Origin of the sequence: Aeromonas sp. V90_14 (assembly GCF_029967615.1) — a bacterium.
In the GTDB taxonomy this organism is placed as follows: Bacteria; Pseudomonadota; Gammaproteobacteria; order Enterobacterales; family Aeromonadaceae; genus Aeromonas; species Aeromonas hydrophila.
This window is the reverse complement of sequence record NZ_JASCAS010000001.1, coordinates 65,838-80,672: the sequence shown is the minus strand read 5'-3', so window position 1 is coordinate 80,672 and position 14,835 is coordinate 65,838. Positions and strand designations below refer to the sequence as shown.

Here is a 14,835-nt window from a genome sequence, read left to right as displayed (position 1 = left end):
ACTTCTCTCCTCAGCGCCGCAGTGATTGACCGTTGGGATGGTTGGTCCCGTGGATCTGGTTATGACAGTTCAGGCAACTGCCGCCACGCACCTTGAGATCCCCCTCGGGGATGGAGACGTTGGCATGGGGCACGCTGTGGCACTCTTGACACAGCTGGGGCACCCGCTTGTTGAGCAGCGCCTGGTTGATGGAGCCGTGCGGGCTGTGGCAGAGGGAGCAATCCTCGGTCACCGGCTCGTGTTCCCACAGGAAGGGGCCCCGTTTCTCGGCGTGGCACTCGTAGCAGCTCTCGTTGAGGCTGGGCTGCTTGAGACTGGCCTCGTTCTGCGACTGGTGCGGGTTGTGACAACTGGAGCAGGGCAGCTCGCCATTGAGAATGGGGTGGCTGGTGCGCTTGTGCAGATCGGCTTTTTGCTGGGCGTGGCAGTTGGTACAGGTCTCCACCTGCAGCTTGCTGTCCATCACCGGATCCTTGGCCTGGTGCAGGCTGTGGCAGCTGGTACAGGAGATATCCTCCACCGCGTGAGCGCTGGCATGCCAGCCCATCCGCTGGGTATCGGTGTGGCAGGAGAGGCAGACGCTGTTCTGCTTCTCCACCGGGACCGGCGAATCGGGGCCGAAGGTGATCATGGGTTCACGCTTCTGCCCCTTGCGGGGATTGCGCGGGTGGTTGCCGGCGGGGCCGTGGCAGGCTTCACACTGCTTGTCGGCCATCGGCCCGTTCTGGTTGCCGAGGTTGCCGTGCACATTGTGGAAGATGCCGGTGGCGGGCTTGCGCGAGTCGGCATCGTGGCACTTGAGGCAGGTATCGGCCCCCTTGGGGGAGTATTTGCCCTGGTCGAATTTCTGGTCGAGGGTGGCCTCGACCTGCAGGCGCGGATCGGCATCGGCCGCCGGCTGGGCATCGCTCTTGGCCCAGACCGGCAGGCAACCGAGTGCCAGCAAACCCGCCAGGAGCCACTGCGGGGTGATTCTTTTCATATCGTGTCCTTCAACGGCAAAGGGCCGGGGGGAGGCATCCCCCTGGCCTGGTGGTCTCAACGGAAGTCATACACCTTGTGAACCTTGTCGACGCCCTGCTCCTGCCCGACGGCATGGCAGGACGCGCACTGTTCAACTCCGGTGGCGGCCTCTATCGTCTCTGCACCAAAGATGGCGCCGTTGTTCTTCATGTGGGTGGCCCACTCATCCCCGGCGACCGGGTTGTCCGGCTTGACCAGTCCCAGTGGTGACTTGAGGTGGCAGCTGGCGCAGACCACCAGGGTCGGACTGAAGAACTTGGGCTGCTTGTTGTCCGCCGTGGTCGCCACCAGCGAGGGTCGTTCGTTCTGCTGGTTGGGCAGGTTGTACTGACCCTTGGTGTGGCAGGACTCGCAGTTGTTCAGCTTGCCCGGGAAGGTGGCATCACCGCTGCGATGGGAGCCGAAGGCGTGGAAGGAGTGCACGTGGTACTTCAGATCCCCCGGCACACCCGCATAGAAGGAGGTGCGGGTGGCGTTGTGACAGCTGGTGCACTGGGCGAAGTCCTTGGAGGCGTGGGCCGAGCCCGCGTTGCCCTCGGTGTGGACAGCCAGATCCTTGTGACAGCCGTTGCAGGAGGCCAGATCCGCGCCTGCCTTGAGCACATAGCTGCCGTCGACCCCGCCTTCGACCCGGAAGTAGGCCTTGACCGGGTTGATGGCCACGTAGGAGAGGGCGCTGGCGGTGCTGCTGCAGGGGAGCAGATCCCCGGCGGCGAAGGCACCGTTGCGATCCGCCTTGCGGGCCACGCACACCTGCAGCTCGGCGACCGTGGCCGCCAGGGTGCCGGTCACCTCGTTACCCACCTCTTTGCGACACAGGAAGCTGCCGCCGCCCTGGCTTTCACACTTGGTGAAGTCGATCTTGTTGCCGGCGACGAAGGTCTGCGGGTTGGTGTAGCCCAGCTCGAAGCCGCTGCCCTGATCCCAGTTGACCAGCACGTAGGGAGCCTTGGCCAGATCGCCGTACTTGATGTACTTGAGCACCCCGTCCATGGTCTCGACCGGCGTGCCGTTGGCGGTCACGGTCAGCTCGACCTCGATGTTGGGCGCGGCGTAGCGCACGTCGTCAAACTTGAACACCAGCTTGTCGCGACCGGCTGCCTCGTTGGCGAGGTAGCCCATGTGCACGCTGCTGGGAGACTTGGTGTTGCCGGGGGTCTCGGCGTGGCACTGGGTACAGAGGGTGCCGCTGTTGATCTTGCCGTTGATGTGGCTGACGTAGCCGGTCGCCGTGGTGGAGTCCGCGTGGCAGGCACCGCAGGGTTTCTCCTGGGCGTGTTGCCAGTTGTTGGCATCCGGGGTGGTCGGGGTGACGCCCTTGTGGCAGGTGTCGCAGTTGCGCGGATCCTGCGGGAAGTGGCTCACCAGCTTGGTGGCGGTGGCATCCAGGTTGCCGTGCAGCTTGTGCACCAGGGTGGTCAGATCGCCCCGTCCGCTGCCGGGCACGCTCTCGTTGTGGCAGGTGACGCAGAGCTTGGGATCGGCCCGGTTGCTGTGGTGGATCGGCTGCTTCATGTGGCAGCTGTCGCAGCTCTGCTGCTCCAGGATGTCGCGGGTCAGCAGTGGCGGCGTGCCGGCCGGTACCCAGTCCAGCACGTAGTCGGTGACCGGAATGCCGTTGCTGCCGCCAAAGTAGATGCCGAGGCGGTGGGTCGCTGCCTCATCCCAGCGGATCAAGCCGTTGTTGTCCTGCGAATCGCTCGGATAAGGGTCGCGCACCGTGGTGGCATTGAAGGAGAAGGTATAGCGGTACTGGCCATTGCCAAGGGCTTCCAGCTTGCCGCCGTTCTCGCCGGTGGGCCGGTTGTTCTTGGTGCTGTAGATGAAGCTCTTCCAGATGACAGGGTCTTCCCGTTTGGCGTCGCGGCCGGGGATCACCTTGGCCAGGGTGAAGGAGGGAAGGGTGGTTCCCAGCTCATAACCCTTGCCTTGCTTGTCGGTTACCTTGAATTGCACCGAGAGCTGACCGCTCTCGCCAAGTTGTGGGGTGGAGGCCGAGATCACCAGTGAATCTGGGGTTCCCGGAGGAGGGGGAGGTGGCTCCGTCTGGTCATTGCCATCACCGCCGCCCCCACAGGAGGAGAGGGTGAACACCATTGCTGCAGCCACCAATACTTTCCAGTATTTCATTGTTTTATCCTTTTTTATCGGACTTATTGTTCCATATATGAGCCAGCTCAAAAAATTCCCAAAAAGATACCACTTAAGGGTCAAAAGAGGACTAAATACGGTATAAATCATTTCCATCTTAATTGTAAGGTTTATATATTAGATGGCGTTGATCTAAGTCTCAAAAACGGATCGAAAATCAACCTTGAGTATAAAAATGTCTGTTTTTACTGGGGTTTATAGACCTTTTCTGGAAGAGGGATAAGAAATGAAACGCAGTGTGAAGCTGGAAATACTGGGACTGTCGTTGCTTTTGGGCTCTATTGGCACTGCACATGCCAGCCTGGACTCATTGGTGGATACATGTAACTCATGTCATGGAAATCAGGGGATCAGTACCCAGAACGATATTCCGACTATTGCAGGGCTGGCAGAATCAAATCTTGCCGAGCAGATGCGCACCTACCTGGACGGCCGGCCGGCCAAGACCGTTAATCATGTCACCGGTGATACCAGCAAGAAGGGGAACATGACCGACATTGTTAAGGGCCTTAGCGACGAGCAGATCGACGAGTTGGCGGCGCACTATGCCGAGCTGCCCTACAAGCCGATGAAGCAGCCGTTCGATGCGGCGCTGGCCAAGGCGGGTCAGAAACTGCACGACGATTCCGGCTGCAAGAAGTGCCACTCCGAAGGCGGCTCGGTGGCCGAAGACGAGGCCTCCATCCTCGCCGGTCAGCCCAAGGGCTACCTGCTGACCTCCCTGCAGGAGTTCAAGGCCGGCAAGCGCAGCAACGACGAGAAGATGAACAAGGCCATCATCGCCATGAGCGATGCCGACCTCAAGGCGCTGGCCGAGTACTACGCAAGTCAGCAGTAACGTCGCTGCCCCTCCCGTTGACGCAGCCACCCCGCTTCTGACGGGGTGTGGTCTCGTGTTCATGACCGTCAAAGGAGCTGTCACCAGCTCCTTTTGGTTGCCAGGCGGGCAGACGGCACCCTTCGGGTGCCACCGTTTCGGAGTTTCCTATGAAAAAGATCATCAAGTGGCTGCTGCTCGCCTCCTTCGCCCTGGGGGCGGGTCAGCTGGCGCTGGCCAGCGCGCAGGCAGCCGATGTCACGCCAGCGGCGCCGAGTGCCACATCCAGTGCCGAGCAGGCAGAGCAACCCACCCTGGCTGAACGGCAGGCCAAGGCGGAAAAGAAGAAAGCCGCCGCCAAGAAGGCCGCGGCCCGTTTCGCCAAGTGCGAGAAGTGCCACGACGGGGAGGAGGGGATGCACGGCAAGCATGGTCAGGTCACCAACCCCAACACGGGGGAGCAGGTCACCTGCACCAACTGCCACGGCAATGCGTCGGCCGATCACCGTAAACAGCGCGGCGGCATGGTCGATGTGATGCGCTTTGGCAATGACGCCTTCCCGCTGAGCCAGCAGAACGGCGTCTGCATGAGCTGCCATGAGCCGGACGATTTGCGCAAGGCCCTGTGGGCCCACGACGTGCATGCCACCCGGATCAGCTGCACCAGCTGTCACCAGCTGCACCCGGCCAAGGAGCCCATGGTGGGGATCCCCGAGAAGTCGCGCATCAAGCTGTGCGTCGACTGTCACCGCAAGCAGCACGAGGCCGATCTGGGCGGCGCCGTCAAGGAGGGCTCATGAACACGACCCGCCGCGACTTCATGGTGGGCATGAGCGCCGGCGCCCTGATCCTGCTGACGGGGGCCCCGCGCGCCCTGGCCAACAGCATGACCATCAAGGGCGTGCGCTACGGCATGATCCACGACGAGACGGCCTGCATCGGCTGCACCGCCTGCATGGACGCCTGCCGCGAGGTGAATCAGGTGCCGGCAGGAGTGGCCCGCCTGCAGATCCTGCGCAGCGGCCCGGTGGGGGAGTATCCGGCGCAGGAGTACCGCTTCTTTCGCAAATCCTGCCAGCACTGCGACAACGCCCCCTGCGTGCACGTCTGCCCGACCGGCGCCTCTCACATCCGGGCGGAGGATGGCATCGTCGACATCAACCCCGACCTCTGCGTCGGCTGTCGCTATTGCCTGGCCGCCTGCCCCTATCAGGTGCGCTTCATCAACCCGGTCACCCGGGTTGCCGACAAGTGCGACTTCTGCCGCAAGACCAATCTGGCGGCGGGCAAGCAGCCGGCCTGTGTCGAAGCCTGCCCGACCAAGGCGCTGGTGTTCGGCAATCTGGACGATCCCAACAGCCCCATCAGCCGGCGGCTGGTGCAGGAGACCACCTATCGCTACAAGCAGTTCCTCGGTACTTCGCCCAAGATGTACCGGGTGCCGAAAGGGGAGGTGAAGTCATGATCCCATCTCATCCGTATGACGCAGACCGGCTGACAGGAGGGAGGCACCATGTGGCATGATGCGTTTCACTTCGACTCGCTGGTGTGGGATGGCCCCATCGCCATCTACCTGTTCCTGCTCGGCATCTCGGCAGGCTCGGCCACCCTCTCGGTGCTGCTGCGCCGACAGGGAGCCGGCAGCGAGAGCGGCATCATCAAGGCGACTGCCATTCTGGCGCCGGTCTCGGTGATCCTGGGGCTGCTCATCCTCATCTTCCACCTGGCCCGCCCCTGGACCTTCTGGAAGCTGATGTTCCACTACCAGTTCGACTCCGTGATGTCGATGGGGGTCATGCTGTTCCAGATCTACATGGCGGTGCTGTTCGCCTGGCTGGCGGTGGTGTTCAGAGCCGAGATCGAGGCCCTGCGCCGACGGCTGCTGGCCGACAAGCTCGCCTTTGTGGATGGCCTGATAGGCTGGCTCGCCCGTATCGAGCGGCTGCTGGCGCCGCTGTTGTTGCTGCTGGCCGTGCTGCTGGGTGCCTACACCGGCTTTTTGCTTTCAGCCCTCAAGACCTACCCCATGCTCAACAACCCGATCCTGCCGGCGCTGTTTCTGGTCTCCGGCATCAGCTCGGGGGTGGCTTCCACTATCCTGCTGGCAGTCACCCTGTTTCGGGAGAATGGCCACAGCCGTGGGGTGAGCTTCGTGCACCGCTTCGAGCGGCCCATCGTCGCCATCGAGCTGTTCCTGCTGCTCTGCTTCTTCACCGGCCTCTATTTTGGTGGCGGCCAGCGGGAAGCGGCGATGTGGGCGGCCATTGGCGGCGGCTTCTGGTCCCAGGTGTTCTGGTTCGGGGTCATCGGGCTGGGGATCCTGCTGCCCCAGCTGCTGGGGCTGGTGGGCAGTCCGGCCAAGGCTCATCAACCGGCCCGGCTGGCGCTTATCTGCAGCCTGAGCCTGGTGGGGATATTGCTGCTGCGCTACTTCATCCTCTACGCGGGGCAGATGACGGTGATGTAGCCGTTATAGAGGTAGATCGCAGGCAAACAAAAGGCGGGATCTTCCCGCCTTTTTTATTGCCGCCAGCCAGCCGGCTAATTCAGATCAGCGCGCGTTGCTCGAGGCGCTGCTCGCCGGGGCGGCAGATCAGCACCGAGCCCTGCTCGAACCAGTCCCCCAGCACTATGCGCCGAGCAGGCGCGCCGTCGAGGTTGAAGTCGTGGATGGCGGGCCTGTGGGTGTGGCCGTGGATCATCATCCGGCAGTCGTGCTGGCGCAGCATCTCGTCCACCGCCGCCGGGGTCACGTCCATGATGGTCTGGCTCTTGTGGGCATTTTCCATCTGGCTCTGGCCACGCATCTTGTGGGCGATGGCCTGGCGGCGCGCGAGCGGCAGGCGCAGGAACAGCCAGCGCAGCCACTTGAGCTGGGTGATGCGGCGAAACTTCTGGTAGCCCTCATCCAGGGTGCAGAGCAGATCGCCGTGGCTCAGCACCACCCGCTCGCCGTAGAGCTCGATGACGCAGGGATCCCCCAGCAGGGTCATGCCGGCGCGCTTGGCAAAGGTCTGGCCCAGCAAGAAGTCGCGGTTGCCGTGAATGAAGTAGAGCGGCACCCCCTGCTGGCTCAGGGCCGCAAAGGCGTCGGCCACCTCGCCGTGGAGGGGATTGGGATCGTCGTCGCCAATCCAGAATTCAAACAGATCGCCCAACACGTAGAGGGCATCGGCACCGGGGGCGTCGTGCGCCAGAAAGCGCACCAGGGCGGCGGTCATGTCGGGCCGCTGGGCACACAGGTGAATGTCGCTGATAAAAAGGGTGCTCATGAGAAAGTGCGCTGGGCCCTGTCGAGGTGGCTGGAAGTGGAACTGGTATTGGTATTGGAGTTAGCAGTGAAGTGGGTGCCCGTCGCCCTCGGCTGCCACGCCAGTGAGGCAAGCTCGCCGCCCTCCAGGGTGAGCAGCGCGGCATACGGGTCGCCGGCAAGGCCCAGCAAGTGGCAGATGGCCGCTTCCCCTTTGAGCCCTTCATCAAGGCGCAGGCGCAGCACTTGGTGATAAAACGCCGCGCCGAACTGCTCAAGCAGCGCAGCCATCAGGCTGAGGTGGCGCCAGCCGTTGAGGCGCTCGAGGGGTTCTGGGGTGAGGTAGAGCTCAAGGGGCCAAGGGTGGGCATCGGCGCCGGTGAGGGTCTGCTCGGCGAGCCAGATGTCAGCGCCCTTTTGCGCAACCCGCCAGCCTTGGCTTGCCAGCGCCGCGGCAAACGTGGCCGGCTCCGGATGCTGGCAGACGATGTCGAGATCGCTGCCGGGGCGGTCGAGCCCGATGGCGACCGTGCTCACCAGCGCCAGATCGCTGCACTGCGCTGCCAGCGCATTCCGCACCCCGGCCGTGAGCAGGGCATGGGCCGAGCGTTGGCGCGGGTTGCCGTGGGCCAGGTAATCGAGACGGCGCCAGTCGATGGGGCCGGCCTTCGCAGATGGAAAAACTGCGGCCGGGGCCGCAGTCAGTTCATCTCGCAGAAGGCAGAGATCACTCGGCAAGGGTCACCTTGGTGATCACCACGTCTTCGGTCGGCACGTCCTGGTGGATGCGGCCGTAGTTGCCGGTCTTGACGCCCTTGATCTTGTTGACCACGTCCATGCCGGCGGTCACTTCACCGAACACGCAGTAGCCGAAGCCCTGGGTGGTGGCGGATTTGAAGTCGAGGAAGTCGTTGTTGTTCACGTTGATGAAGAACTGGGCGCTGGCAGAGTGCGGCTCCATGGTGCGGGCCATGGCGATGGTGCCGACCTTGTTGGACAGGCCGTTGGCCGCTTCGTTCTTGATGGGGGCGCGGGTGTCTTTCTCTTCGAAGCCAGGGGCATAGCCGCCGCCCTGGATCATGAAGCCGTCGATGACGCGGTGGAAGATGGTGTTGTCGTAGTGACCGTCACGGCAGTATTGCAGGAAGTTGGCCACGGTTTCCGGGGCTTTTTCAGCGTTCAGGGTGAGGGTGATGTCGCCGTGATTGGTGTGCAGAGTGACCATGATATGTCCTTTCATTTGGTGCGGGCGACGAGGTGCCCGCAGGTGTATGGCATAAAGTGGTGGCAATTCTAGCCCATCAGGGCCCTGCGGCATAGATGGTGCGCCTGATCCGGCACGTTTTCTGCCTCGTTTTCTACGCGCGATGCGGGTAGAATGGCAGGCCATTTTACTCACAGGCAGTGGTCATAAGATGCTGAAGATATACAACACACTCACTCGTCAAAAAGAAGAATTCAAACCTATCCACCCGGGCAAGGTGGGCATGTATGTGTGTGGCGTCACTATCTACGATCACTGTCATATCGGCCACGGCCGCACCTTCGTCGCCTTCGACGTCGTCGCCCGTTACCTGCGCTACAGCGGCTATCAGCTCAACTACGTGCGCAACGTCACCGACGTGGACGACAAGATCATCAAGCGCGCCGCCGAAACCGGCGTCACCTGTGACGATCTGACCGAGCGCCTGATCGGCGACATGCACGCCGACTTCGATGCCCTCGGCATGGTGCGCCCGGACGTCGAGCCGCGTGCCACCCAGCACATCGGCGAGATCATCGAGCTGGTGCAATCCCTGCTGGATAAAGAGCACGCCTACGTGGCCGACAACGGCGATGTGATGTTCATCGTCGACTCCTACGCCGACTACGGCAAGCTCTCCGGCCAGGATCTGGAGCAACTGCAGGCCGGCGCTCGCGTTGATGTGGTGGATGCCAAGCGCAACCCGCTCGACTTCGTGCTGTGGAAGATGTCCAAGCCGGGTGAGCCGACCTGGGACAGCCCCTGGGGCCCGGGCCGTCCTGGCTGGCACATCGAGTGCTCCGCCATGAACTCCAAGCACCTTGGCAACCACTTCGACATCCACGGCGGCGGCTCCGATCTGCAGTTCCCGCACCACGAGAACGAGATAGCCCAGTCCTGCTGCGCCCACGGTGGCGACTACGTCAACACCTGGATGCACAGCGGCATGGTGATGGTGGACAAAGAGAAGATGTCCAAGTCCCTTGGCAACTTCTTCACCATCCGTGACGTCTTGGCCCACTACGACGCCGAAACCGTCCGTTACTTCCTGATGTCTGGCCACTACCGCAGCCAGCTCAACTATTCGGAAGACAACCTGAAGCAGGCCCGCGCCGCGCTGGAGCGGATGTATACCGCCCTGCGCGATCTGCCGGCGGCCGCCGCTGCCGGTGGCGACGAGCAGGTGGCCCGCTTCAAGGAGGCGATGGACGACGACTTCAACACCCCGGAAGCCTACTCAGCCCTGTTTGACCTGGTGCGCGAGATCAACCGCCAGAAGGGTGAAGACATGGCCGTTGCTGCCGCGTTGGGCGCCCGCCTGCGCGAGCTGGGCGCCGTGCTCGGCATCCTGCAGCAGGATCCGGACGCTTTCCTCAAGGGTGATGAAGCAGATGAAGAGGTTGCCGAAATCGAGCAACTGATCGCCCAGCGCAATCAGGCCCGTGCCGACAAGAACTGGGCCGCGGCCGATGCCGCTAGAGCCCGTCTCACCGAGATGGGCATCGTGCTGGAAGACAGCGCCGGCAAGACCAGCTGGCGCCGTGCCTAAGGCCGGTGGCCTTGTTGGCGCCTAGGCCAACAGGTTGAGCCAATAAAAAAACCGCAGCCCAAGGGCTGCGGTTTTTGTTTGTGCATTTTCCCTCGACACCTCTTAAGCCTCGGTGGCTTGCGCTCTGATCCTCTCTCCCCTTGCGGGAGAGGGTTAGGGTGAGGGGGCTAACCTCTTTGGCTCGCCTGTCTGGCGGGCAAGCCGAGGGTTTGGCTTTCAGCCTAAAAGAGGCGAGGGCTCTGCTCTCGAAGGGGTTTCGCCGCCGCTGCGCGGCTTGGCGAGTGACTTTTGAAAGACCCGCTCTCTTTGGCAAATAACACCAAAAGTCTTCCCCTCGGCAAACCGCCCGCTTCGCGGGTTCCCTCCTCTCATCCAACGGGTCGGACGGAGCGCCGCAGACGGCACATCCCTGTGCCGGCTGCGGCTGCGCCATCATCCATGATGGCGCTCCTGACCAGTTGAACTCGACTCGGCGGTTTGCAGGGGGAACCAAATACTGTGCCCGCCCGTGGCTTTATCTTTCTGGTCGACTGTTTATTACGCCGTAGGGGGAGAGCAGTGCCAAGGAACGACCTAAAATGGAATATCATCTAAATCTAAAGTGAGCATTTCCTCTATAATCGGAGTGTTTGTTTTTTTATTGAACAGCAATTTATTTATCTTTTTATGGTTTCCTGTTAAGTCCCATGTTCCTTGATGTAAGCCAACAATAATATTTATTGGATAGACATTTTGTAGGGACGTTATCATTCTTAGGTGTAATGCACTGGCTGCACCGCCAACAAACATTGTTGGTGCTAAATGAACTCCATCATGATGTAGTGGTGATTCTCCGTCATTTAAATGGCTAGCCCATTGATGGGCAATTATGAACATACCAATGAATGAAACAAGAAGTTCTGGAAATGGTATCATAGACTTACATTCATGAGCCGCTATAACATCTTCGCTGCATACAGAGTAAAAAGGTCTTTTACCTGAAGCATAATCAATATCTTTTGATTTGGATATTAAAGTGTTTTTATTGAGAACGACAATGTCTGGTGAAAATGCAATATCACTGTCTAAATGAGACTTGATTCTTACTTGTTGTCGTATTTCATAATCCCCATCTGTACCTCTGGCTGAGATGTAAGAAAAGTTACTTGGGTTTCCATTTGGAGTAGTAAGATATCTATATTCATTGTTAACCAAATTCTCTATGTGAAGGGAAAAGCCTTGAGACTCATAGAAGCGTAGTAACGCGTGGAAACAACCTATTTCGAATGATGCAGAAATCTCTCTTTTCTTTTTATTGTATGTTGTCGTGTGTTTTTTTGAAAAGTCAGTAATGATTTTCTCTGTAGTTGTAAGCCAATCATTAGTTGAGTTCTTCATCTCTCAAGTCCTTCGCGACGCTAAAAACAATATCACTTGCTTTATTTTTATTTAACAAAAAATAATTGAAGCCTAATTTATTTATGATGTGATGAAAGTCTGTAGCCATTTCATTTATGATTAGATTCCGGTTAGAGTTGAACTTTATAGTTTTACCATATGCTATTGTAATTTTGCTTCCTAGGCCCAAGTTGGAAATCCCCTGCGCAGAACTAGTTAATGGGCCAATAACACTTTGGAAAAAAGAGTTTAATGAAAGCAAAATATGGTACTTTTCAGGAAACCATCCTTTGTTAAAGGAATACATAAGGTGTTCATTTTGGGTCGCAATTAAATAATTGAATTGGCTTAACAATGTTTGGTATCTTCTTTCGCATTGCTCTTTTATTTCCCAGTCCATGTCTTTTGTAAGAATTTTAAGTATATTGTTCATGATATTATGTGGGGTGTTTATTGAAAGTTAGTCTATTAATGTAATGGTGTGCTTTTATATTAAGTATTAGATATATTTGTCTGAATGCATAAAAATAAACTACAGCATTGTAAATAGTGTTATTTACTGCTATTGGCTGTGCTAATACCAATAGCAGTAATTCATGGGTATTAATAATGCTGTGTTATTTAAAGTTTATCAAAAATAGAACCGTTACTAGGTGTAAATAATTTATGATATAGTTTTGTGGCATAATTATCAGTCATGCCTGAAATATAATCGCAAATCACACGTTCTTTATTTTTAGCGATTATATACTTGTCAAATGTACTTCTAGGTAGAAGTCTTTCTGGATTGGAACTAAGCACTTCAAAAAGTCTGAGAACAATTTGTTGTCCTTTGTATTCTAACACTTGTACTTCGGGGGTTTTTATTACTCTGCTCATAACTAATGACTTTAGTGACTCTAGAATCTTTTGGCTGTCATCTGGGAGTGTTACACCTAAATCTAGAAGTTCTGTTTCAAATAAGTTTTTCTTCTTTACTGATATAGATGAGATAAAATAACCAATCAGTTTGCTTATCGCGTGTTTTCTATCTTTATTTGAGCTTGAAAATAATTTTTCTGTATAAAAGTTGAGCTCATCTATTATTTTGTTTTCTTTGAAACCTTCTATTTCGGATACAACCTGATTAACCCACATGTCTTTAGTTATTAACCCTAGAGTAATTCCATCTTCCAGGTCATGAACGCCATATGATATATCGTCGGCTAATTCCATTATACTGGTATCAAATGATTTATATTTTGTCTTGTGATGCTTATTTTCGTTATGCTGAATTTCGGTGAAAATTTGTATGTCATTTGGTGGGATTGAGTGCAACACCCAATCAATATCATTAATTTCATCGTCTAGATAACATTTTGGTGGGTGGTAGTTATCTAAGTTCACAGGTGGAATCTGTACGTTAGATGGAGACTTTTTATAATTATGCATTTTACTATATGGTGAAGGATACTTTAATATACCTAGAATACTTCTCCTTGTCAGATCCATCCCATTGAGTGGTGAATATTCCCCCAGTTTTGTTATGATTCTTAATGTCTGCCCATTACCCTCAAAGCCTCCTTTATTTATCATTGCATAATTTAATGCAACTTCGCCACCGTGGCCGAAGGGAGGGTGCCCTAAATCATGACTTAATCCAATAGTTTCTATTAAGCTAAGTGATGGCAGCCATCTCTTTATATCTTCATTGGAATCATATTTCTCATGAAGGAATTCACTGATCCCAGATCCTATTTGAGCAACTTCTAGTGAATGGGTTAATCTAGTTCTGTAAAAATCACTCTCCCCAATACCAAGGATCTGAGTCTTTGCTTGCAATCGTCTGAATGCTGCAGAATGTATAATTCTGGCTCTATCTCTTTGATATTGAGAGTCACTATTGTCAGAGTTGAATCTTTTTGATGGATATCCCTCGTCATCTTGCCTTTTTCGTCCAATCCAATATTCTGGTTCGTTGTGAATGATACTTGTCATGAATAACCTCTAAATTTATCTATAATACCAACTGATTGGTCAGATTACGATTGGTAAAAAGTAATCGAATATATCGAGAAATAATTTGTTGTCTGCGTTAAATGTTTACCTTTATTCTCTTTAACTCCCCTAATATACAGGATGTTATTAACAGTCCTCGAGATTACGGGTTAGGTTGTGCCCCCTGTTGTTCGCCGAGGTGAGGGTACAGGGTCAGGAGCGCCGTCATGGACGACGGCGCAGACGCAGGCGTACAAGGATGTACCGTCTGCGTCGTTCCGCCAGACCTTTTGCCTGAACCGAGGAAACCCGACGCAGGAGGGCGAACAAGCGGGGGTGGCCTTTCTTTTGGTGACTTTTCTTTGGCCACGCAAAGAAAAGTCACTCGCCAAGCCGCGCAGCGGCGGCGAAACCCCGTCGAGGACGGAGTCCTCGTGTCCTGCATGGCGAAGCCATGCCAATACCTTGTTGCAGGGCAGAGACGTTACCCAACCCCTCACCCTAACCCTAACCCTCTCCCACAGGGGGAGAGGGGACGGTTACCGCAGACGATTACGCTCCGCTAATCGACCCCACCCATTGATCCCAAGCCCTCTCCCCCAAGGGGCGAGGAGATCATTTACCCCGGTGCAATGCGCTTCGCTTATTGGCACCCTACCTCTCTCCCGCAAGGGGAGAGGGGATGGTTACCGCGGACGATTACGCTTCGCTAATCGACCCTACAGGCTTATTGCACCCTGCGCCTCATCTCGTGGTGGGAGAGGTGCACTCCCGCTGCTTGGTGCCCCATCCTCTGGAATGCTAGGATGCCCAACCGTCCTTTATCCAACCCTTATCAGTTATGGCAAACCGGCTCGTTGGCAGTAAAAACAGGATCACTCGGGCAGGGCGCTGGCTGGCAACTCGTGGCGCCGCGCTCTTTGCCGAACTCTCGGAGTTTCAGCAGCGCATCTGGGTGGTCAGCATAGTGAACGACACCTACACGGATACCTTTATCGTCAACGAAGGCAGCTTCGAGGAGCCCATGCAGTGGATGCGGCGCAAGCAGTACAGCGCCGACATGCTGCAGCGAGTCGATGCCATGCAGCGTTCCCAGGTGATCCAGGTCGAGCTGGGTGATATCCGCCATCGCCTGATGAGGGTCAAATAACCCGGATAGTGCCGAGTCGTATTGGGTGTTGGGCCAAACAGGGCGGCGGGCTCACAGTCCGCGCGCTATCTGCCAAATACGCTGCCGCCCCTGACTGTCGCCGCCACCTTGCGCCCTTGACCATCCATGAATACTCGGGGCCAACAGGGGCCGATGGTCATCTTACGGAACCCGCCTCGGCGGGGCCATCCAAATCCATGAAATTAGTGATGCAACTATCAGAATTAAATGGTTTTTCTCCTTTGCTGCAAAGTGGCAACCGGCGGTTGACCTGCGGCCGGGGTGTGATGGAAGATGA

Annotated in this window: 14 protein-coding genes; 6 read left to right on the top strand and 8 right to left on the bottom strand. The window is 56.6% G+C overall.

Going from position 1 to position 14,835, the window contains the following annotated elements; translation table 11 throughout:
• Positions 1-10: 10 nt before the first annotated feature.
• Both QLG02_RS00350 and QLG02_RS00345 read right to left on the bottom strand, forming a co-directional pair.
• Positions 11-982, bottom strand: a complete 972-nt coding sequence (locus QLG02_RS00350) for a DmsE family decaheme c-type cytochrome (protein WP_282464212.1) — start codon at positions 980-982, stop codon at positions 11-13.
• Between the two features lie 56 nt (positions 983-1,038).
• Positions 1,039-3,153, bottom strand: a complete 2,115-nt coding sequence (locus tag QLG02_RS00345; protein WP_282464211.1) for an OmcA/MtrC family decaheme c-type cytochrome — start codon at positions 3,151-3,153, stop codon at positions 1,039-1,041.
• A 247-nt stretch (positions 3,154-3,400) separates the two neighbouring features.
• On the opposite strand from QLG02_RS00345, the gene QLG02_RS00340 reads away from it, so the two are divergent.
• The 4 genes from QLG02_RS00340 to nrfD all read left to right on the top strand — a co-directional run bounded on the left by QLG02_RS00340 (position 3,401) and on the right by nrfD (position 6,458).
• Positions 3,401-4,012: a c-type cytochrome gene (locus QLG02_RS00340; protein WP_021469996.1), complete on the top strand. Its 612-nt coding sequence runs from the start codon at positions 3,401-3,403 to the stop codon at positions 4,010-4,012.
• Positions 4,013-4,161: 149 nt separating this feature from the next.
• Positions 4,162-4,791, top strand: a complete 630-nt coding sequence (gene nrfB, locus QLG02_RS00335; protein WP_282464210.1) for a cytochrome c nitrite reductase pentaheme subunit — start codon at positions 4,162-4,164, stop codon at positions 4,789-4,791.
• Positions 4,788-5,456, top strand: a complete 669-nt coding sequence (locus QLG02_RS00330) for a 4Fe-4S dicluster domain-containing protein (protein ID WP_017782363.1) — start codon at positions 4,788-4,790, stop codon at positions 5,454-5,456. Before nrfB ends, QLG02_RS00330 begins: the two co-directional genes overlap by 4 nt.
• 48 nt (positions 5,457-5,504) lie before the next feature.
• Positions 5,505-6,458, top strand: coding sequence for a cytochrome c nitrite reductase subunit NrfD (gene nrfD, locus QLG02_RS00325; protein WP_282464209.1), 954 nt, complete (start codon positions 5,505-5,507; stop codon positions 6,456-6,458).
• A 79-nt stretch (positions 6,459-6,537) separates the two neighbouring features.
• On the opposite strand, the gene lpxH is transcribed toward nrfD, so the two are convergent.
• Genes lpxH through QLG02_RS00310 form a run of 3 tightly spaced genes read right to left on the bottom strand, consistent with a single transcriptional unit; the run spans position 6,538 to position 8,466 of the window.
• Positions 6,538-7,263 (bottom strand): UDP-2,3-diacylglucosamine diphosphatase, encoded by a 726-nt coding sequence (gene lpxH, locus QLG02_RS00320; protein ID WP_282464208.1) that lies wholly within the window; start codon positions 7,261-7,263, stop codon positions 6,538-6,540.
• Positions 7,260-7,979, bottom strand: coding sequence for a DUF4269 domain-containing protein (locus QLG02_RS00315; protein WP_282464207.1), 720 nt, complete (start codon positions 7,977-7,979; stop codon positions 7,260-7,262). The genes lpxH and QLG02_RS00315 overlap by 4 nt, the downstream gene beginning before the upstream one ends.
• A complete protein-coding gene (locus QLG02_RS00310) occupies positions 7,969-8,466 on the bottom strand; it encodes a peptidylprolyl isomerase (RefSeq protein WP_005302674.1) in 498 nt (165 codons plus the stop codon). Before QLG02_RS00310 ends, QLG02_RS00315 begins: the two co-directional genes overlap by 11 nt.
• 190 nt (positions 8,467-8,656) lie before the next feature.
• Here QLG02_RS00310 and cysS point away from each other — a divergent pair, with 190 nt between their 5' ends.
• Positions 8,657-10,033 carry a cysteine--tRNA ligase gene (gene cysS / locus QLG02_RS00305; RefSeq protein WP_201974769.1) on the top strand — a complete coding sequence of 459 codons (1,377 nt, stop codon included), beginning with the start codon at positions 8,657-8,659 and terminating at the stop codon, positions 10,031-10,033.
• Between the two features lie 573 nt (positions 10,034-10,606).
• Here the strand turns inward: cysS and QLG02_RS00300 are convergent.
• The 3 genes from QLG02_RS00300 to QLG02_RS00290 form a co-directional block, all read right to left on the bottom strand.
• Positions 10,607-11,410 (bottom strand): hypothetical protein, encoded by an 804-nt coding sequence (locus tag QLG02_RS00300; protein WP_282464206.1) that lies wholly within the window; start codon positions 11,408-11,410, stop codon positions 10,607-10,609.
• Positions 11,394-11,843 carry a hypothetical protein gene (locus QLG02_RS00295; RefSeq protein ID WP_282464205.1) on the bottom strand — a complete coding sequence of 150 codons (450 nt, stop codon included), beginning with the start codon at positions 11,841-11,843 and terminating at the stop codon, positions 11,394-11,396. Before QLG02_RS00295 ends, QLG02_RS00300 begins: the two co-directional genes overlap by 17 nt.
• A gap of 188 nt (positions 11,844-12,031) precedes the next feature.
• The gene (locus tag QLG02_RS00290; protein ID WP_282464204.1) at positions 12,032-13,387 is read right to left on the bottom strand and encodes an anti-phage deoxyguanosine triphosphatase; all 1,356 of its coding nucleotides are present in this window, start codon (positions 13,385-13,387) and stop codon (positions 12,032-12,034) included.
• A gap of 841 nt (positions 13,388-14,228) precedes the next feature.
• Here QLG02_RS00290 and QLG02_RS00285 point away from each other — a divergent pair.
• Entirely contained in the window at positions 14,229-14,537 is a 309-nt protein-coding gene (locus tag QLG02_RS00285) for a hypothetical protein (RefSeq protein ID WP_076361387.1), read from the top strand.
• Positions 14,538-14,835: the final 298 nt, after the last annotated feature.